Origin of the sequence: Klebsiella sp. K-3 (assembly GCF_051207495.1) — a bacterium.
Taxonomy (GTDB): domain Bacteria; phylum Pseudomonadota; class Gammaproteobacteria; order Enterobacterales; family Enterobacteriaceae; genus Klebsiella; species Klebsiella aerogenes.
The window spans coordinates 71,988-91,132 of sequence record NZ_JBPNXF010000012.1; the positions used below are offsets into that span (position 1 = coordinate 71,988).

The window sequence follows — 19,145 nt, forward strand, 5'->3', positions numbered from 1 at the left end:
TGCCATGACGACGTTCCATTCGCTTAAGGTGGCGAGAGTCGAGCCGGAAACCCGCGATGCGGTGACCATCACTTTTGCGATTCCGCAAGCCCTGCAGGCGGAGTACTGCTTTCGACCGGGCCAGCATCTGACGCTAAAAGCCCGTCTGGGCGGCGAAGAACTGCGCCGCTGTTATTCCATTTGTCGCAGCCGCACGCCAGGGGAAATTAGCGTCGCGGTCAAGGCCATCGATGGCGGGCGCTTCTCGCGCTACGCCCAGCACGATATCCAGCAGGGTATGGAGCTGGAGGTGATGGTGCCGCAGGGGCATTTCGGTTATCAACCGCAGGCTGAACGGCAGGGTGAATATCTGGCGATTGCCGCCGGTTCCGGGATCACGCCGATGATGGCTATCATTAGCGCGACGCTGGCGACCGAGCCGCAAAGCCGCTTCACGCTGATCTACGGTAACCGCAGCAGCCATAGCATGATGTTCCGCCAGGCGCTGGCCGATTTAAAAGACCGCTATCCGCAGCGCCTGCAGGTGATACATCTGTTTAGCCAGGAGTCGATGGACAGCGATCTGCTACAGGGCCGCATTGACGGCGACAAACTGCGCCAGCTCGCTGACCATCTGCTGGATTTTAGCCGTTTCGACGAGGCCTTTATCTGCGGTCCGGCGGTGATGATGGATGAGGCAGAAACGACGCTGCGCGAACTTGGCGTGCCGGAGAAGTCCATTCATCTCGAACGCTTCAATACGCCAGGCGGCAATGTGAAGCGCGCTGCCGGTGTGCAGGCGGAAGGGCGCACGGTGACCATCCGTCAGGACGGGCGCGATCGGCTTATCGCCCTCAGCGCCGAAGACGACAGCATCCTGGATGCCGCATTGCGTCAGGGCGCCGATCTGCCGTTCGCCTGTAAGGGCGGGGTATGCGCTACCTGTAAATGCAAAGTGCTACGCGGTGAAGTGGCGATGGCCGCCAATTACAGCCTGGAAGCGGACGAGCTGGCGGCGGGTTACGTGCTGAGCTGCCAGTCGCTGCCAACCAGCGGCGATGTGGTGGTCGACTTTGACGCGCGGGGGATGGCATGAGTGACCTGCTGATCCACCGTCATGGCCGGGTGCTACAGCTGACGCTGAACCGCCCGCAGGCCCGCAACGCACTGAACAATGTCCTCTTAACCCAGATTGCCGAGGTGCTGGAGGCGGCGTCAATTGATGACAGCGTCGGCGTATGCGTTATCAGCGGTAACGCGCGTTTTTTCGCCGCCGGGGCCGATCTCAACGAGATGGCGGAAAAAGATCTGCCAGCCACCCTTGATGATGTTCGCCCGCGGTTGTGGGCGCGTATCGATGCTTTCACTAAACCGCTCATCGCTTCGGTCAACGGCTACGCGCTTGGCGCCGGCTGCGAGTTGGCCCTGCAGTGTGACCTGATTGTTGCCGGTGACAATGCCCGCTTTGGCCTGCCGGAAATTACCCTCGGCATTATGCCGGGCGCGGGCGGCACCCAGCGTCTGATCCGCAGCGTTGGCAAGGCGTTGGCCAGCCGGATGGTGCTGAGCGGTGAGAGTATTGACGCCCGCCAGGCGCAGCAGGCCGGGCTGGTTAGCGATATCCATCCGGCGGCGTTAACCGATGAGTATGCCCTGAAACTGGCAACCACCATTGCCCGCCATTCGCCGCTGGCGCTACGGGCGGCAAAACAGTCGCTGCGCCTGTCGCAGGAAGTCAGCCTGCAGGCTGGTCTGCAACAGGAGCGCCAGCTGTTTAGCCTGCTGAGCGCTACCGAGGACCGTCGCGAAGGCATCGACGCCTTCTTACAAAAACGTACACCGGAATTTAAAGGACGCTAATCGTGGAAGCTTTCATTCTCAGCGCAGTGGAACAGGGCGTCATGACCATTACCCTCAATCGCCCGGACCGCCTAAACAGTTTTAACGATCTGATGCATCAACAGCTGGCGGAATGTCTGAAGCAGGCCGAGCGTGATGACGGCGTGCGCTGCTTGCTGATCACCGGCGCTGGTCGCGGCTTTTGCGCCGGCCAGGATTTGAACGACCGCAATGTCGACCCCAGCGGCCCGCCGCCGGATCTCGGCCTGTCGGTAGAACGTTTTTATAACCCGCTGGTACGCCGTCTGGCGGCGCTGCCGAAGCCGGTTATCTGCGCGGTCAACGGCGTTGCCGCCGGCGCGGGCGCTACCCTGGCGCTGGGCTGCGATATCGTGCTGGCCGCGCGTTCAGCCAAATTTGTGATGGCGTTCAGCAAGCTCGGCCTGGTGCCGGACTGCGGCGGCAGCTGGTTCCTGCCGCGGGTGGCCGGCCGTGCGCGCGCGATGGGGCTGGCGCTGTTGGGCGATAGCCTCAGCGCGGAACAGGCCGCACAGTGGGGGATTATCTGGCAACTGGTGGACGATTCAGAACTGGCGGATACCAGTCTGCAGCTGGCGCGCCATCTGGCGGCGCAACCGACGTTTGGTCTTGGGCTGATTAAAAAGGCGCTGCTGGCGTCTGAAACCAACAGTCTCGATGCGCAGCTGGATCTTGAGCGCGATTATCAGCGCCTGGCCGGGCGCAGCGATGATTACCGCGAAGGGGTCAGCGCGTTTCTGGCCAAACGGCCACCACAGTTCAGCGGGAAATAGGCCATGACAACATCTTTAGCCACCGTGGCGGTGATTGGCAGCGGCACCATGGGGGCCGGTATTGCCGAAGTGGCCGCTGCCGCCGGACATCCGGTGCTTATTTTCGATATTAATGCAACCGCGATCGCTCAGGCGATCGACGGCATTGCCAGGCGTCTGGCATCACGTGTCGAGCGCGGCAAACTGGCCTCAGAGCAGGCCAATGCGTTGCTGGCGCGCCTGCATCCGGCCCACGATTTATCCGCGCTTGCCGACGCAGATTTAGTAATTGAAGCGGCCTCTGAACGGCTGGAGGTCAAAACGGCGCTGTTCGCACAGCTGGCGGAGATATGCGCGCCGTCAACGCTGTTGACCAGTAATACCTCGTCTATTTCGATTACCGCCATCGCCGCCGGGGTCAAAAACCCGGAGCGGGTGGCCGGGCTGCACTTTTTTAATCCGGCGCCGGTGATGAAACTGGTCGAGGTAGTGAGTGGCCTCGAGACGTCTGATGAGGTGGTAGAGCAGCTGTGCCAGTGCGTAAGCGGCTGGGGGAAACAGCCGGTGCGCTGCCGCTCAACGCCCGGTTTTATCGTTAACCGCGTAGCGCGTCCCTTCTACGCCGAGGCCTGGCGCGCGCTGGAAGAGCAGGTTGCCGCCCCTGAGGTTATTGATGCCGCGTTGCGTGACGGCGGCGGTTTTCCGATGGGACCGCTGGCATTGACTGACCTGATTGGCCAGGACGTCAACTTCGCCGTGACCTGTTCGGTGTTTAACGCCTTCTGGCAGGACCGCCGTTACTTGCCGTCGCTCCTCCAGCAAGAGCTGGCGCTGGCCGGGCGATTGGGTAAAAAGAGCGGTCACGGCGTCTATCGCTGGCCCGCGGAGACGCAGCCGGACGCGGCGCTGCCGCCGGTATCTACTGGTGTTCAATCTATTACGGTTGTAAGTGACAGTGTCACAGAACTCGATGAACTCTTATTGCTGGAGACCGAAGGCGAAACGGCATTGGCGCTGAGCCTTAAGCATAAACGCCCGGTGGTGGTTTATGACCTGTGCGCCAGCGATACGGTGGTGCTGGCCGCAGCAGCCACCAACGCGCCTGCGGCCACTGATAAGGCCGTGCATTACTTCCAACAGCAGGGCAAGAAAGTCCTGCGTATTGCCGACTATCCCGGCTTGCTAGTGTGGCGCACGGTGGCGATGCTGATTAACGAAGCGCTTGATGCGGTGCAAAAAGGGATTGCGAGCGCGCAAGACATCGATACAGCGATGCGGCTTGGCGTCAACTATCCGCGAGGCCCGCTGGCGTGGGGAGAAAGCCTTGGCTGGCGGCGGGTGCTGCAACTGCTGGAGAACCTGCAACACCATTATGGCGAGGAGCGCTATCGCCCCAGTTCCCTGTTGCGCCAGAAGGCGCTGATGGAGAAGCACCATGAGCAATGATCCGTGGCGCAACGCGCGCGTGATGTACGAAAAAGATACCTGCGCCAGAAAGATGGGGATCGAACTTATCGAAATGGACGACGGTTTTGCGCAGATGAGCATGACCGTCTCGGCGGACATGCTTAACGGCCATCAAACCTGTCACGGCGGTCAGCTATTTACGCTTGCCGATACCGCTTTCGCATACGCCTGTAACAGCCAGGGGCTGGCGGCGGTGGCCTCGGCGGCGAGCATTGATTTTCTTCGTCCGGCGTTTGCAGGCGACAGGCTGGTCGCCACCGCCAGAGTCAAACAGCAGGGCAAGCTGACCGGCGTCTACGACATCGAAATTGTTAATCAACAGCAAAAGATTGTGGCCCTGTTCCGCGGCAAATCGCACCGCATCGGCGGCACAATCACGGGAGAAGTGTAATGCGCGACGCCTTTATTTGTGACGGGATCCGCACGCCGATTGGCCGCTACGGCGGAGCGCTGGCCGGCGTCCGCGCCGACGATCTGGCGGCGATCCCGCTGCGTGAGCTGCTGAGCCGTAACCCCGGGCTCGACCCGGCAGCGATTGATGATGTGATTTTCGGTTGTGCTAACCAGGCCGGTGAAGATAACCGCAACGTGGCGCATATGGCGACGCTATTGGCCGGTTATCCGCATACCGTGCCGGGCACCACGATTAACCGCTTGTGCGGATCGGGTCTGGATGCGATCGGTTTTGCCGCCAGGGCGATCAAAGCCGGCGATGCCGATCTGTTGATTGCCGGCGGCGTCGAATCGATGTCGCGCGCGCCATTCGTGATGGGAAAAGCCAGCACGCCGTACCAGCGTCAGGCGGAACTCTTTGATACCACGATTGGCTGGCGTTTTGTGAACCCGCTCATGGCGCAACAATTCGGAACTGACAGCATGCCGGAAACGGCAGAGAATGTAGCTGAATTGTTAAATATTAGCCGAGCCGATCAGGACGCTTTCGCCTGGCGCAGCCAACAGCGCACGGCGCAGGCCCAGCGCGACGGCATTCTGGCGCAGGAAATCGTGCCGGTGCAGATCATCGGCAAGAAAGGAGCGGTCAGCGCGGTACGCGATGATGAGCATCCTCGACCGGAAACCACGCTTGAGCAACTCGCGCTATTAAAAGCGCCGTTCCGGAAAGGCGGAGTCATTACGGCTGGAAATGCATCCGGCGTTAACGATGGCGCAGCGGCGCTGATTATCGCCAGTGAACAGCAGGCCAGCGTACAGGGGCTCACGCCGCGCGCGCGTATTGTGGCGATGGCGACGGCGGGTGTTGAGCCGCGCCTGATGGGCCTGGGGCCGGTACCGGCAGTGCGTAAAGTGCTGGAGCGAGCCGGGCTCAATATTAACGATATGGACCTGATTGAGCTGAATGAGGCCTTCGCCGCGCAGGCGCTGGGGGTGCTCAGACAACTCGGCGTGCCGGATGATGCGGCACACGTGAACCCCAACGGCGGCGCCATCGCGTTAGGCCATCCGCTGGGCATGAGCGGCGCGCGGCTGGCGCTGAGCGCCAGCCTTGAGCTGCAACGCCGGGGCGGGCGTTATGCGCTGTGTACGATGTGTATTGGCGTGGGTCAGGGCATTGCCATGATCCTCGAGCGAGTGTGAGCTAATTTACCTGCGAGTACCCTACAATGATAACTACTACAAAATTAGATCCGATTGAAACCGCATCGCGTGATGAACTGCAGGCCCTGCAAACCCAGCGCCTGAAATGGACGCTCAAGCATGCGTATGAAAATGTGCCGATGTATCGCCGCAAATTCGACGCCGCCGGCGTGCACCCTGACGATTTTCGGGAATTAAACGATCTGAAAAAATTCCCCTGTACCACTAAACAAGATCTGCGCGACAACTATCCCTTCGATACCTTTGCGGTGCCGATGGAGCAGGTGGTGCGCATTCACGCCTCTTCCGGCACCACCGGCAAACCGACGGTGGTAGGTTATACGCAAAACGATATTGATAACTGGGCCAATATTGTCGCCCGTTCGCTGCGTGCGGCCGGAGGTTCAGCGAAAGATAAAATTCACGTCGCCTACGGCTACGGCCTGTTTACCGGCGGCCTTGGCGCGCACTACGGCGCGGAGCGTTTAGGCGCGACGGTGATCCCGATGTCCGGCGGACAGACCGAAAAACAGGCGCAGCTGATCCGCGACTTCCAGCCGGATATGATCATGGTGACGCCGTCCTACTGCCTGAATCTGATTGAAGAGCTGGAACGCCAGATGGGCGGCGATGCCCGCGGCTGTTCATTGCGGGTCGGCGTGTTTGGCGCCGAGCCGTGGACGCTGGCGATGCGCGCGGAAATCGAGCGCCGCCTGGGGATCACCGCGCTGGATATTTACGGTCTGTCAGAGGTGATGGGGCCGGGGGTGGCGATGGAGTGTCTGGAAACCGTTGATGGCCCGACCATCTGGGAAGACCACTTCTTCCCGGAAATCGTCAACCCGGACGACGGTACGCCGCTGGAGGATGGCGAGCATGGCGAACTGTTGTTTACCACGTTGACCAAAGAAGCGCTGCCGGTGATCCGCTATCGTACCCGCGACCTGACGCGCCTGCTGCCGGGAACCGCGCGGACCATGCGCCGCATGGATCGCATCAGTGGACGCAGCGACGATATGTTGATTATCCGCGGGGTTAACGTCTTCCCCTCGCAGCTGGAAGAGGAGATCCTCAAGTTTGAACACCTGGCGCCGCACTATCAGTTAGAGGTCAATCGCCGCGGTCATCTTGATTCGCTGGCGGTACGCGTTGAGCTGAAAGAGAGCGGGCTGGCGTTAAGTCATGAACAACGCTGCCAGATTTGCCATCAGTTGCGTCACCGTATTAAGTCGATGGTCGGGATCTCCACCGATATTACTATCGTCAACTGCGGCAGCATTCCTCGCTCTGAAGGGAAAGCCTGTCGGGTATTCGACCTGCGTAAAGCGGTGGTTAGCGGTTAATTCTCTCCCCGGTAACCCGGCTGAGGCCTTTACGCCGTAAGCCGGGAATTTCCTGTGCTATGATTCATAAAGGAAAAATATAACAACAGAATGAATCAGATGAGTAAACTCGACGCCTTTATTCAACAAGCTGTAACGGCGATGCCGATTAGCGGTACCTCCTTGATTGCCTCGCTGTATGGCGACGCCTTATTACAACGCGGTGGGGAAGTGTGGTTGGGTAGCGTCGCGGCGCTGCTGGAAGGATTAGGTTTCGGCGAGCGCTTTGTACGCACCGCGCTATTTCGCCTCAATAAAGAAGAGTGGCTAGATGTCGTGCGTATCGGCCGGCGCAGCTTTTATCGCCTGAGCGATAAAGGACTACGTCTGACCCGGCGCGCGGAACATAAAATTTATCGGGCGAACGCTCCCGAATGGGACGGAACCTGGCTGCTGCTACTGTCGGAAGGATTAGAAAAAACGGTTCTGGCGGAAGTCAAAAAGCAACTGCTATGGCAGGGATTTGGCGCGCTGGCGCCGAGCCTGCTGGCCTCGCCGTCGCAAAAACTGGCCGATGTCCAATCGCTGCTACATGAAGCGGGCGTTGCCGAAAACGTCATCTGTTTTGAAGCCCATTCGCCGCTGGCGCTCTCAAGGGCGGCGCTGCGCGACCGCGTAGAGGAGTGCTGGCATCTCACCGAACAAAATGAGATGTACGAGGCGTTTATCGCATTGTTCCGACCGTTACTGCCGCTGCTGCGCGACAGCGAACCGTCAGAATTGACGCCGGAGCGCTGTTTCCAGATCCAACTGCTCCTTATCCATTTCTATCGCCGGGTGGTGCTTAAAGACCCGCTGCTGCCGGAAGAGCTGCTTCCCGCACACTGGGCCGGGCAAACCGCGCGGCAGCTGTGCATCAATATTTATCAACGCGTGACGCCCGGCGCGCTGGCGTTTGTCGGCGAGAAAGGTGAAAGCTCGGTTGGCGAGCTTCCCGCGCCGGGACCGCTTTATTTTCAACGCTTTGGCGGTTTGCCGGGCGTTTAAGGAGGTTGCATGCCGATTTATCAGATTGATGGGCTTACGCCAGTGGTGCCGGATGAGAGCTATGTTCATCCGACGGCGGTACTCATTGGCGACGTGATCCTGGGAAAAGGGGTCTATGTTGGGCCTAATGCCAGCCTGCGCGGCGACTTCGGCCGTATTGTAGTAAAAGACGGAGCCAATATTCAGGATAACTGCGTCATGCACGGCTTCCCCGGTCAGGATACCGTGGTGGAAGAGGACGGTCACATCGGCCACGGCGCCATCCTGCACGGCTGTGTGATTGGCCGCAACGCGCTGGTGGGAATGAGCGCGGTGATTATCGACGGGGCGGTAATTGGCGAAAATAGTATTGTCGGCGCTTCTGCTTTCGTAAAAGCGAAAGCGGAAATGCCTGCTAACCATTTGATCATCGGCAGCCCGGCAAAAGCGATTCGTACGCTGAGCGAACAGGAGCTGGAGTGGAAAAAACACGGTACCCGTGAATACCAGGTGCTGGTCGAACGCTGTAAGCAGACGCTACATCAGGTGGAGCCATTAAAAGAGATGGAGGCCGGGCGCAAGCGTCTGGAATTTGACGAAAACCTGCGGCCAAAATCGTCGAGCTGAATGTTATTAATTTTTTTATTAGCTTGTTGAATATTAACGGATTCTGAATTTTACTTTGCCGTCTTTTGTCACGCAGCGGCTAAGCGCAATATGGTCCTTTGACTTTATCGAGGATCGACAATGACGCTTTACAGCGTGAAGCCTGCGTTTCAGGCGCTGCTGCGGCCAATCATGTTCTGGTTGGCGAAGCGAGCGGTCACCGCCAATCATGTGACGCTCGCCGCCTTGTTATTATCCGTTCTGACCGGCTTAGTCCTGGCGATCTTTCCGCATTACACTCTTTACTGGATACTTCCAGTCGTTCTGTTTATCCGTATGGCGCTGAATGCGCTTGATGGCATGCTGGCCCGAGAGTGTCGTCAGCAGTCCCGACTCGGCGCGGTGCTCAACGAATTTGGCGACGTGATCTCCGATGTTGCGTTATATCTTCCTTTTTTATTGCTTCCCGGTAGCCATCCGACGCTGGTGTTAACAATGCTGCTTTGTACGGTTCTCAGTGAGTTTGCCGGAGTGCTGACGCAGGCGATTGGCGGCGTGCGTAGTTACGCCGGGCCGATGGGGAAAAGCGATCGCGCTATGGTGTTTGGCGGTTGGGGGATAGCATTGAACCTGTGGCCGGACGTGGCGGTATGGAGCAATATGCTGTGGGGGCTCGTTACCTTGCTGCTTATCTGGACCATTATCAACCGCTGTTCCAGCGTTCTGCCCGGAGCCAGGGCATGACGCTATTGCTGCGTTCTCTGGCGGTTATCTTTTTGCTATTGCTATTGGCGACAGCGGTGGATGGTCTGCTGCGCTGGCGGAAGCCTGAGAAAAACTGGCGTGAGTTGACCTTACGGATCCACACCTGGTGGGTGATTATCGTCCTTTTTTCGCTGGCGTTGCTCAGCCCGCGCTGGTTGGCGCTGACCTTTTTCGCGCTGGTCAGCTTTATGGCGCTGAAAGAGTTCTTGACTCTGGTGCCCTCCCGACAGGCTGACCGCATGCCCGTACTGTGGATGTTCATCGCCATCCCCATCAACTATTGGCTAATCAGTATTGGCTGGTACGGTCTGTATATCATTTTCATTCCGGTGTACGCCTTTTTATTCCTGCCTGCGAGAATGGTTCTGGCGGGTGATACCCGGGGGTTTTTACATAGCGCCGCGCAGCACCATTGGGGGCTGATGACCACCGTCTTCGCTTTTAGCCACGTGGCTTCTTTGCTGGTGTTGCCAACCAACGGCCAGCAAACCGGCGCGCTGCTGGTGCTGTTTCTGGTGGGCTTAACCGAATTCAACGACATTGCGCAGTATCTTTGGGGTAAATCATTGGGGCGGATCAAAATCACGCCAACCGTGAGCCCAAATAAGACCCTGGCCGGGTTGCTTGGCGGTATTGGCTGCACCACGCTGGCCGCATGGCTGCTGGGGCCGATAATGACGCCGCTTAACTGGCAGATGTCGTTATTGGCGGGCGCGATGATCGGCAGCGCGGGTTTCTGCGGAGATGTGGTGATGTCGGCGGTGAAACGCGATATTGGGGTGAAAGACAGCGGTACCTTGCTGCCGGGCCACGGCGGCATTCTTGACCGGCTGGACTCTCTTATCTTTACCGCGCCGGTATTCTTCCATTTTATTCGTTATTCCTGCTACTGACATGATGCTAAAAAATGGCTTTAGAATGCTGTTTGCGATACTGGTTATCTGGCCATTAGCCTGGCTGTGGCTAGGGCTGCGGGTGAAACATCGTGAGCGCCTGCCGGAAAAGGGGCCGGCGATCGTGGTGGCTAATCATAACAGCCATATGGATGTGTTCGCGCTGCTGGCGCTATTTTCGTTGCGAACGCAGAGACAAGTTCATCCAGTGGCGGCGGCGGACTATTTTTTACGTAATAAAGCGCTGGCCTGGTTCACCCTGAATGTACTGAATATTATTCCCGTAGCGCGCCGCGGGCAGGGGAAAAATCCGTTAGCGGCCTGTGAACAAGCGCTACGTGATGAACAAATCCTGATCCTTTTTCCTGAAGGTACCCGCGGACAACCGGGAGTGATAACGCCGATAAAATCAGGGCTTTGGTATCTCAGCCAAAGTTTGCCGCAGGTCGCTATTATCCCTATAGGGCTCAAAGGTACCGAACGGGTGATGGCTAAAGGCAACCGCATTCCTTTACCCCTGTTCATCGACGTCAATATTGGCGAGCCGTTATATTTCCATCCGGATAAACAGCAGTTTAAAGACCATATAGAGCGGCAGTTACTGTTGCTCAGCGCTTCCTTTAATGGAGAAGAACCGCATGGCTGAGCCCCGCGTGGCGTAAGAACGTACCGTTGCCACCCGCGACGTTACGGCTTCATATTACTGTTGCTGGCCGGTACGATTCCCGGCGCTACCTGACTGCAGATATAGAGTGGCTAAATTGAGATAAGGGGATTGATAGCGTGACAGCTCAAGTGGATGTTTGTTGCCGCCCGGACATAGGGCGGCGAACGATATAATCAGCGCTTTTGGTTGTAAAATGAATCAATTAATTCATCAATAAACTTTTGCGCCAGCATCTCTACCGCGCCGCTACGGGTAAGCATCGCCAGGCAGGCCAGACGGTCCAGTTTACGTAGCACCGAGCGTTTAACCGACAGCGAAATAGCCGTTTTTTGATCCTTATTCAATACGACTTTACCCGAAGTCATCGGCATTTTAAGGTCGCTATTGACACGGATCGCTTCTGCCATTCGCTCCATCATCTCCTTAGTCAAGGAGCCACTAGCGACAAGTTGATAGGTATGGGCGGCTTTACTGTATTTTATTTCCGCCGCATAGGTATCACGCAACGTTTTCAGCGTTCTTGATAACGTTGGATCCGAACAACCTAGCTTTTCCAGCAGTTCCGTTGAGGGGACCGGTTGCCCGTTGCCGAGAATCAGCGCCAGTTTAAAAATGCGCTCTTGTTTACTATTTAATCTCATCCTGAGGCCATCGCATTATCCATAGTGTAGTGTGTCGGTTAATTTATCGACCCTTGGGCAAAAGCGTCTTGGGCGAATTCGCTAACGATACCGTAATGGGCTGCTCTGGCCAGGATGGCTGCAGCCCAGTTGCGATGGGTGGCCGGTTCGCACATTGTCCCTTGAGATTTAAACACAGCCTGGCTGGAGTTAAGGATCCGTAGCGCATCAGCGTGTTCGCCGGGTGTGACCATTAGCGCGCGTTCAATCGTCAGCAATTGATTGGGATGAATAGCTGTTTTTCCGACCAGCCCGTGGGCCATATCCAGCTGCAGTTCCCGCGCCATGATCTCCTGGCTATCGATATGTTCGCAAACCGGCGCGGTAAGGGCGAAATGATAAGGAGAGAAAACGGATACCAGCATTTTGATAACGTATCCCATTGGCCCGTCGTACAGCGTCAGGTTACGCGAACGACGCAGCGAGATAACATTCATGAGATCGTTACCACCGATACGCAAGGCGATTATCCGGGCTCGACAGGGATGAGCGCTGAGTTCTACGGCAAGTTGGCGCATTTTCTCGCAATCAAATACCTCTTCGGTTTCCAGCGTTGGCATCATGCTCAGAGAAGTGCTGCCGATCGCTCGCCACCAGCCAGCCAGTGAATGGTGAGTGAATTTGGGTATGACCATGCCGTCAATGGCCGTCAAATCAAAGTTCTCGATTAGTTGTTTCGCCATGGTTAGATGTCGTGGACGAATAAATACCAGCGGCCAGAGACGGTGCTCTTGTGTTGCTTTGGCATGGGCCAGCTGTGTACAGAGCTTTTCGAGGTTTACCAGAGCGTGGTTGATATCGCTATCGCTAACCGAATCCTCAAGACAGATCACTAATGAGCGTAGTCCTTTCATTTTGCCGTCAATGATGGTTGAGGCAATATCATGGCGCGTGGCGGGCATGTATAGGGTCGCTCCCAGATTCCATGCCGAGAGACGTGTTTTCATTAAAATACCTTCTTGATAATAGTGACGGCACGGTATTGGCCGATTTCATCGCCAACTTCGCTTACGTGAATACCTTTATCGCGGGCTAACGCAATCAATAGCGCAACATCCGGATCGTTAATGGCGCGCACCAGAACATGATCGGGTACCCTGCGAAGCACCGCTCGCGTTGCTTCTGCGATGCCTGGTTTGATGCGGTTAAGATTGTCGACGACATATCGTTCAGCAAGGTGGAGCACTACAGCTTCGCTTTTGCGTCGAAGTCTGGCTTTCTGCGCTAAATCAGGTTTAATCTGCGCGGCGGATAGTAGCGTCTGTCGATAGTTGTCAACGGTATCAACCAGTAGCTGGCCGCATTCAAAATCAGCTAAATGATCGCATTGCACACAACCGTGAAAGCCGACCGGCGACCACAAAGAGCGAGAAATCAGACCCGATACCGGCGCGCCCATGATTCCGAAGGGGATTAACCAGTCATCGTCGGACGCGGACAACCACGCGCAGCCGCAGGGATCGGCTAACACCACCAGTCTGGGATCGGCGGGGTAGCCTTTACGGCCATGTAGCGAACGTTGCAGCTGCGAACGAATGGCGCCTTTCCCGGTCCATCCGTCGACAAAGACGATACCTTGCGTGCCGTGACGGTGTTCAATCCAGTCAAGCGCGGCGCTATCAATACCGCGATCGCGAATGATGCTAATACCGTAGTGGAAGGACGTTTTACCCGCATCACGCAGCGCACGCTGTAGCATCACCCCTAGCGGCACACCCGCGCGCACTAAACTCACCAGTATGATAGGCGTATCAGTGAACTGCGCGATGAGTGTGTGACAGAGCTGCTGCACCTCGTTAGCCATACGTGGCGTTTCACGCTGCAGGGCCTTGGCAAAAAGATTAAGATGCCACTGACTTGGCGCGGGCTCCTGGCTGAGCAGGTCGGAATAGTGCGCTTTACCCGATTGAATCAACACCTCTTTTTCATCAACCGACGTCATGGCGATATTCACCGGACTGAGTAGAAAGCGGACGTCATTTTGCGGAAAAGCGCCGGAAAAGTGATGGAGCTCGTGCATATTAAGAACCTGCGAAAATATGGTGATTAATGGCTGCGGCAAACTGGCTTTGCCTGGGGATGGCAAACCAATGGCAAAGTTGCAAAAAACGATGATCGCTAAGGCTGTCGCCAAAACCGAGCACCGGGAATTTGCCGCGCTGGGCCTGCAATTTATTTACTAGCCAAGCGACGGCCAACCCTTTATCGACAGGTTCAGGTATCCAGGCAACATTATTACCGTTGCGGTGAAGATAAAAGCCCTGCAGGGTGAAGCGCTGCGTCAGCCAGTCGGCAAAGGCGTAAAGTTCGGCGATTCTGGTGCTGTCGCGATGTTTCATCACCAGGTAAACGGGCACTTCGTCATACTCTTTGTTGATGCGCGCCCAGCCGTCGACGCCTTGAATAGCCATCTGGGTAGTGATGTCGTGTTGCATGGCTGTCAGTTTGTCAGCATACGGCGCCAGATTAGCCAACATATGCTGTTGCCACTCAGCATCCGCTAGCCCTTCAGGCGTGATGATGACCGCGCCGTGGGTGGTTATAGCCCATGAGTCAAACGCGATTTGCACCCGCGCCAACTCTTCGCTTCCTCTGGCGGTGACGGGGATCAGTTCGGCGTGTTCCAGCAGCCAATCGACGAGCATGGCCTGCTCTTCGTTCATATAGCTGCGTGGACGCATTTCCCGGTCCAGCGCGGCGCAACGAAAGGGGGCCGCAGAGAGTTCATTGACCATCTTTCGTCTGGTCTGAAATAACGTATCGTCGAGATCGGAAAATACTACCGGCTTATTCATAAGATAAAATCTCCAGTCGCGAACAAAGCGACTCCAGCGCGTGGACCAGATGGGGATCAACGCTTTCCTTTGGGGTCTCTATACATAAAATAATGCGATCGAAACGCTGGTGGGCGACGTTGTAGACAAAGTTTGGGATCCCCAGTCCGTAATTATCGTTAAATGACAGCAGCGATTGGATGGCCATGCCGGGCGCAATCGGCGAGCGACTAGTGGCGCTGAACTTAATGCTGGCCCCTTGCTGCTCAAGACGCTCAGCTAGCAAAAATGGTTCCCAGACAAACTCACCGCTGCCTAGTACCAGGATAGTTTCGCCTGTGGCTGCGACGATCTCGCAGCCTAGGTCAGCGGCGGGACGTATCATTCCCAGGCGCCCCCACGTCTGGCGTCGTGAAAGGGCATACTCTCCACGCGAGGTAATATTGACGGCAGGCATTTCAGGAGGCGTAGCGTTGGACTGTGGATGCCATTCCCAGCGTCCTTTAACTAACGCGACCTGGCTGACAGGCAGGTTACAACGCCTGGCGAAGGCATCGCCGCTCCAGTCGGTGAGGGTCACGGAGACAACCCTTTGCAAATGTGTCAGATGCGGGTGCAACGCGGACACAAGATTGATGAAGGTATTACCGGTCGTTGCTTCATCATCGATGAGCACCAGAGTTTTTGCTTCCAGCACCCGTCGGCGCATTTCTCGATCGTCGGGGAGATAAATCAAATGGTCCGTGGCATGGCTATGCGCTTCTTTAAATTCGCACAGCAGTTCCGCCTCTTGCGGATGACGCGTAGAGGTGAGATAGATTGCCTGGTCAACACGTTTGCGGAGTTCGTCAAACACGCCTGCGCCGAGGCCAACGGCAGTCTCAGCCATCCCGACGAACAACACCGGCCCGGCGAGGTCGGCGGGGAAACCAACGGCTAGTCGCTGGTAAACTGCGCGCATCGTTGCCGGCGAAACAGGGATATGTCGACCTAACACCTGACTGACAAACAGAAATGCCCGTTTAGGATTGCGCCGTTCAGCGATGTCAAACAGTGCATGAAGTTCGTTATCCTCGCCGTGGTGAAACACGCGTAATTCGCCACTTGAGAGCTGACGGCGGTAGCAGTTTTCGTGTTTCATCATTTCACCTCCGCATTGTACGAAGGAGCAAGAACGTTGTTGAGTTGCTGAGGGTATCGCCTGCTCTCTGTCATTACTCTGATGGTTGCAGGGGTGAACTGATGCGCTACGCGCCGTATGATGTCATCCGCTGTCAGTAAATCCAGCCGCTGCGCGGCGAACAACCCGGGCAGATTAACGCCGCTGTGACGGGTATAACCAATACCACCGGAAGGGCGTAGATTTATTTCCAGTAAAAGTGGTTTGCCTTCTGTATCGTTCCGGGTCTGCACGTTAACCAGGCCATCAGCGTGCAGTGCTTCGGCGCAGGCGCATGCAAGTTCTATCGCCGGCCCTCCATTTTCCAGATACTGCAGCGCGCCTTCTTTTCGTCTACCAATGGCTGTCAGTACTTTGCCGTGACTAAGCAGCATGTCGACAGAGTATTCGGGCCCGGGTAACCAGGGCATGAGGGTCAGTGGAGTAAACACCTCACTGGTCTTAACGGCGGCAAGATACTGTTCCGGCTGAATGCGTCGTTGTTCCGGGTGGTTAATAATATCTGTAGAAAGCGCGTGCTCATCAAATAGCCAAAACCCCATGCCATAAATACCGGTCACGGGTTTCACACATAAACGGCAACCGGGAAAAGGTGACGCTTTGAGGAGATATTCCAGCGTGTTGGTATCAGTGATTCGAATAGATGGCACCACGGGAAGCCCATACGCTTGCATGGCTTTTGCAAAGCTGACTTTGTCATCGGCAATATCAAATGTGGATACCTGGCTTGCGCCCGTGGTGAGACTCACGCCTAGCGCTTCAATTTGGCGTCGGTGCTGTTCGTACCAACGGCACGCTTTGCCAACCTGAATGGCGGATATGCCATATTCCTTTGTTATTGATGAAATAAATGACATTCGTGAATTGATGTCTGTGGGTTCACTTAATGAAAAATGTGCCGTTGATAATATTTCATGTCGTGATTGACTATGTGAAGCGTAGGTGGTTATTGGGTGTTTGTTATTATTGATTGTGAAATCATTAATGCCGAAAATGATATCGCGTTGGGAGGCGAGCCCCTCCATAATCCATATTTTTCTTTCCATTAATATTACTTCCACGCGTCCAGCGTTAAATTTAACTGGAGTCTAGGTTCGCTATAATGGCATGTCAATCATAATATGAGGTGCTTTTTTGTTTTCGGAATGAGTATTTGTGCAGTGAATATTTTTATATTTTTTAATGATTTTGGGAATGCATTGCTATCAGTGGCGTATTTTTCTTTTTCCTAATTTTATAAATTGCCTTGTCTCAGTTCTTTATCATGATATGATTTTTTTCGAGTCTTTAATGCATATTGATTTGCTAAATATATTTTATAGGGAATAATAAATGGTCTCACTTACTAAGAATCAGACAATTTCATTAAGCAAAGCGTCTCCGGCATTATCGCAGCTGACTTTCGGTTTAGGCTGGGATCCGCTGCAGGCGAAGAAAAAAGGGTTATTCGGCGGATTGTTCTCCGGTGGCGCCGGTTCTATCGACCTTGATGCCAGCTGCATTCTATTGAATAAGAATGGCAACGTGCTGGATACCATTTGGTTTGGACAGCTGAAATCTCGCTGTGGCGCTGTCGTTCATAGCGGCGATAATTTAACTGGAGAGGGTGAGGGTGATGATGAAGTCATTCGCGTCAATCTGGAAAAACTTTCCTCTAATGTGGAGTATCTGGCTTTTACCGTCAATAGTTTTCGCGGCCAAACTTTTAACGAAGTTGAGAATGCCCATTGCCGCGTGCTCGATCAAAATAATCAGGAGTTGGCCCGCTACCAGCTAACCGAGCAAGGTTCTCATACCGGTATTATTATTGCTTCATTAAGCCGTCAGAATGGCAGTTGGGATTTTACCGCCCATGGTCAAGCTGCTCAGGGGCGCACTATCGAAGATATGGAAAGTGACGTATTACGCATTGTGGTGCGCTAATGAAATTATTACCCGGAGGAAATAGCGCGGTTCCTGCAGCTAATCTTAGTATCAAAATAAGCGCGGGAAGCGGTGTTGATGTGTCGTCATTTCGTCTCTATACCAATAATAAAGTGAGAGGCGATGCGGATATGTGTTTTTACGGCCAGCCGCGGAATGATGATAATACCATACAGGTTAGCGCTAATAATTCTGTTACTGTATTTCAGGTTGCATTAGGGCTGCTGCAGGCGGACGTCCAAAAGGTGGCATTTACCGCAACCTGCGATAATAACAGGACTATCGGTGAATTAGGCCATTTGACGATCGCGGTGGAGCATAACGGCAATACGCTGATTGACTGTCAGGTCGATGTTCACGGTCGAAATGAAGCCGCGCTGATTCTGGGCGAGTTTTACCGGCGTAATGGCGAGTGGAAGTTTCGCTTTGTCGCTCAGGGTTTTACGGGCGGACTAAAACCGCTCGCTGAATACTATGGTGTTGATATTGCCGATGAAGTTACACCTCCTGCTGCTGAAGCCGCGAAAGTGAACCTCAGCAAAGTGACTTTGACTAAAGAGAAACCGGCAATCAGCCTCGCTAAACGAGACGACTATGGCGAGATACGCGTTAATCTGAATTGGCATCGCCAAAGCTCGGCCACAGGCTTATTTGGTTCATTATTAGGGGGAGGGGCCAGCAACGTTGATCTGGATCTTGGCGCTTTTGTCGAATTAAAAAATGGCGATTTAAGCGTAGTTCAGGCATTGGGTAATGCATTTGGGCGATATCAACAACCGCCCTTTATTCAGCTTCAGGGTGACGATCGTACGGGGGCTGTTAACGATGGCGAATGGATCTGTATCAATGGCAGCGAATGGCAAAATATTCAGCAGATATTAATCTACGCCTTTATTTATGAAGGCGTTGCCAGCTGGGATAAAACAGATGGCGTAGTTACGCTACATGTCCCCGGCCAGCCGCCAATCGAAACCCGACTGACCGAAGGCAATAATCGTCGAACAATGTGCGCTATTGCTCGCTTAGTCAATGACAACGGCGCCATAAAAGTTGAGCGTATAAATCAATATTTCACCGGCCATAAAGAGATGGATCGCGCATTCGGTTGGGGATTCCGCTGGCGAGCAGGTTCTAAATAAAGAAAACCAAGTGAGGGAACGATGGGATTATTTAATAAAGTAAAATCGACATTGAACGCCAGCCGCGATGAACTGGTCAAACAGGTTGGGCGTTTTAAAAATAAGAAATTCATGCAGGGAACGGTTGCGGTATGTGCTCGCATTGCCGTTTCCAGCGATGGTGTTAGCGCCGAAGAAAAACAGAAAATGATGGGCTTTCTTCGTTCGTCGGAGGAAATGAAAGTTTTTGATACCAACGAAGTGATCGACTTTTTTAATAAATTGGTATCCAGCTTCGATTTTGATATGGAAATCGGCAAAGGCGAAACCATGAAATATATTCTGGCTTTAAAAGATCAGCCAGAAGCAGCACAACTGGCCGTGCGAGTTGGCATTGCGGTGGGCAAAAGCGATGGCCATTTCGACCCGGATGAACAGGCGGCAACCAGAGAGATAATCGCCGCGCTTGGTTTTAACGCTGAAGAGTTTGGTCTTTAACCCCAGCATTTAAAGGTATTT

Annotated in this window: 21 protein-coding genes; 15 read left to right on the forward strand and 6 right to left on the reverse strand. The window is 54.9% G+C overall.

Features of this window, described 5'->3' with window-relative positions; translation table 11 throughout:
- Positions 1 to 4: 4 nt before the first annotated feature.
- The 12 genes from paaE (at position 5) to ACSEMK_RS19835 (ending at position 10,930) form a co-directional block, all read left to right on the forward strand.
- Positions 5 to 1,075 (forward strand): 1,2-phenylacetyl-CoA epoxidase subunit PaaE, encoded by a 1,071-nt coding sequence (paaE, locus tag ACSEMK_RS19780; protein ID WP_316424019.1) that lies wholly within the window; start codon positions 5 to 7, stop codon positions 1,073 to 1,075.
- Positions 1,072 to 1,839, forward strand: a complete 768-nt coding sequence (gene paaF, locus ACSEMK_RS19785) for a 2,3-dehydroadipyl-CoA hydratase PaaF (RefSeq protein ID WP_430915377.1) — start codon at positions 1,072 to 1,074, stop codon at positions 1,837 to 1,839. The genes paaE and paaF overlap by 4 nt, the downstream gene beginning before the upstream one ends.
- A 2-nt stretch (positions 1,840 to 1,841) precedes the next feature.
- Positions 1,842 to 2,630 carry a 2-(1,2-epoxy-1,2-dihydrophenyl)acetyl-CoA isomerase PaaG gene (paaG, locus tag ACSEMK_RS19790; RefSeq protein ID WP_032711767.1) on the forward strand — a complete coding sequence of 263 codons (789 nt, stop codon included), beginning with the start codon at positions 1,842 to 1,844 and terminating at the stop codon, positions 2,628 to 2,630.
- Between the two features lie 3 nt (positions 2,631 to 2,633).
- Positions 2,634 to 4,055, forward strand: a complete 1,422-nt coding sequence (locus tag ACSEMK_RS19795) for a 3-hydroxyacyl-CoA dehydrogenase (RefSeq protein WP_430915379.1) — start codon at positions 2,634 to 2,636, stop codon at positions 4,053 to 4,055.
- Positions 4,045 to 4,467, forward strand: coding sequence for a hydroxyphenylacetyl-CoA thioesterase PaaI (gene paaI / locus ACSEMK_RS19800; protein WP_023279988.1), 423 nt, complete (start codon positions 4,045 to 4,047; stop codon positions 4,465 to 4,467). The genes ACSEMK_RS19795 and paaI overlap by 11 nt, the downstream gene beginning before the upstream one ends.
- Complete coding sequence (pcaF, locus tag ACSEMK_RS19805) at positions 4,467 to 5,672, forward strand: 3-oxoadipyl-CoA thiolase (protein ID WP_015366342.1); 1,206 nt, start codon at positions 4,467 to 4,469, stop codon at positions 5,670 to 5,672. The genes paaI and pcaF overlap by 1 nt, the downstream gene beginning before the upstream one ends.
- Before the next feature lie 26 nt (positions 5,673 to 5,698).
- Positions 5,699 to 7,015, forward strand: coding sequence for a phenylacetate--CoA ligase PaaK (gene paaK / locus ACSEMK_RS19810; RefSeq protein WP_004224503.1), 1,317 nt, complete (start codon positions 5,699 to 5,701; stop codon positions 7,013 to 7,015).
- Positions 7,016 to 7,114: 99 nt separating this feature from the next.
- The gene (paaX, locus tag ACSEMK_RS19815; RefSeq protein ID WP_026612287.1) at positions 7,115 to 8,041 is read left to right on the forward strand and encodes a phenylacetic acid degradation operon negative regulatory protein PaaX; all 927 of its coding nucleotides are present in this window, start codon (positions 7,115 to 7,117) and stop codon (positions 8,039 to 8,041) included.
- Between the two features lie 9 nt (positions 8,042 to 8,050).
- Positions 8,051 to 8,647, forward strand: coding sequence for a phenylacetic acid degradation protein PaaY (gene paaY / locus ACSEMK_RS19820; RefSeq protein ID WP_113373226.1), 597 nt, complete (start codon positions 8,051 to 8,053; stop codon positions 8,645 to 8,647).
- 120 nt (positions 8,648 to 8,767) lie between these two features.
- Positions 8,768 to 9,370, forward strand: a complete 603-nt coding sequence (locus tag ACSEMK_RS19825; protein WP_430915381.1) for a CDP-alcohol phosphatidyltransferase family protein — start codon at positions 8,768 to 8,770, stop codon at positions 9,368 to 9,370.
- Entirely contained in the window at positions 9,367 to 10,284 is a 918-nt protein-coding gene (locus ACSEMK_RS19830; protein WP_087859467.1) for a phosphatidate cytidylyltransferase, read from the forward strand. The genes ACSEMK_RS19825 and ACSEMK_RS19830 overlap by 4 nt, the downstream gene beginning before the upstream one ends.
- 4 nt (positions 10,285 to 10,288) lie before the next feature.
- Entirely contained in the window at positions 10,289 to 10,930 is a 642-nt protein-coding gene (locus tag ACSEMK_RS19835) for a lysophospholipid acyltransferase family protein (RefSeq protein ID WP_430915414.1), read from the forward strand.
- 194 nt (positions 10,931 to 11,124) lie between these two features.
- Here ACSEMK_RS19835 and ACSEMK_RS19840 read toward each other — a convergent pair whose 3' ends face one another.
- The 6 genes from ACSEMK_RS19840 to ACSEMK_RS19865 are packed head-to-tail and all read right to left on the reverse strand — an operon-like array spanning position 11,125 to position 16,631.
- Positions 11,125 to 11,592 carry a tellurium resistance protein TerW gene (locus tag ACSEMK_RS19840; protein ID WP_113373229.1) on the reverse strand — a complete coding sequence of 156 codons (468 nt, stop codon included), beginning with the start codon at positions 11,590 to 11,592 and terminating at the stop codon, positions 11,125 to 11,127.
- A gap of 38 nt (positions 11,593 to 11,630) precedes the next feature.
- A complete protein-coding gene (locus ACSEMK_RS19845; RefSeq protein ID WP_113373230.1) occupies positions 11,631 to 12,578 on the reverse strand; it encodes an HpcH/HpaI aldolase/citrate lyase family protein in 948 nt (315 codons plus the stop codon).
- Positions 12,578 to 13,651: a cysteine protease StiP family protein gene (locus tag ACSEMK_RS19850; protein WP_430915383.1), complete on the reverse strand. Its 1,074-nt coding sequence runs from the start codon at positions 13,649 to 13,651 to the stop codon at positions 12,578 to 12,580. Before ACSEMK_RS19850 ends, ACSEMK_RS19845 begins: the two co-directional genes overlap by 1 nt.
- A 1-nt stretch (position 13,652) precedes the next feature.
- Complete coding sequence (locus ACSEMK_RS19855) at positions 13,653 to 14,426, reverse strand: hypothetical protein (protein WP_087859471.1); 774 nt, start codon at positions 14,424 to 14,426, stop codon at positions 13,653 to 13,655.
- On the reverse strand, positions 14,419 to 15,549 hold the full coding sequence (locus tag ACSEMK_RS19860) for a phosphoribosyltransferase domain-containing protein (RefSeq protein ID WP_228302257.1): 1,131 nt from the start codon (positions 15,547 to 15,549) through the stop codon (positions 14,419 to 14,421). Before ACSEMK_RS19860 ends, ACSEMK_RS19855 begins: the two co-directional genes overlap by 8 nt.
- Positions 15,546 to 16,631, reverse strand: a complete 1,086-nt coding sequence (locus ACSEMK_RS19865) for an ATP-grasp domain-containing protein (RefSeq protein ID WP_430915384.1) — start codon at positions 16,629 to 16,631, stop codon at positions 15,546 to 15,548. The genes ACSEMK_RS19860 and ACSEMK_RS19865 overlap by 4 nt, the downstream gene beginning before the upstream one ends.
- Before the next feature lie 286 nt (positions 16,632 to 16,917).
- On the opposite strand from ACSEMK_RS19865, the gene ACSEMK_RS19870 reads away from it, so the two are divergent.
- Genes ACSEMK_RS19870 through ACSEMK_RS19880 form a run of 3 tightly spaced genes read left to right on the forward strand, consistent with a single transcriptional unit; the run spans position 16,918 to position 19,124 of the window.
- The gene (locus ACSEMK_RS19870; RefSeq protein ID WP_395226316.1) at positions 16,918 to 17,508 is read left to right on the forward strand and encodes a TerD family protein; all 591 of its coding nucleotides are present in this window, start codon (positions 16,918 to 16,920) and stop codon (positions 17,506 to 17,508) included.
- The gene (locus tag ACSEMK_RS19875; RefSeq protein ID WP_308958706.1) at positions 17,508 to 18,647 is read left to right on the forward strand and encodes a TerD family protein; all 1,140 of its coding nucleotides are present in this window, start codon (positions 17,508 to 17,510) and stop codon (positions 18,645 to 18,647) included. Before ACSEMK_RS19870 ends, ACSEMK_RS19875 begins: the two co-directional genes overlap by 1 nt.
- Before the next feature lie 21 nt (positions 18,648 to 18,668).
- Positions 18,669 to 19,124 carry a tellurite resistance TerB family protein gene (locus ACSEMK_RS19880; protein ID WP_087859475.1) on the forward strand — a complete coding sequence of 152 codons (456 nt, stop codon included), beginning with the start codon at positions 18,669 to 18,671 and terminating at the stop codon, positions 19,122 to 19,124.
- Positions 19,125 to 19,145: the final 21 nt, after the last annotated feature.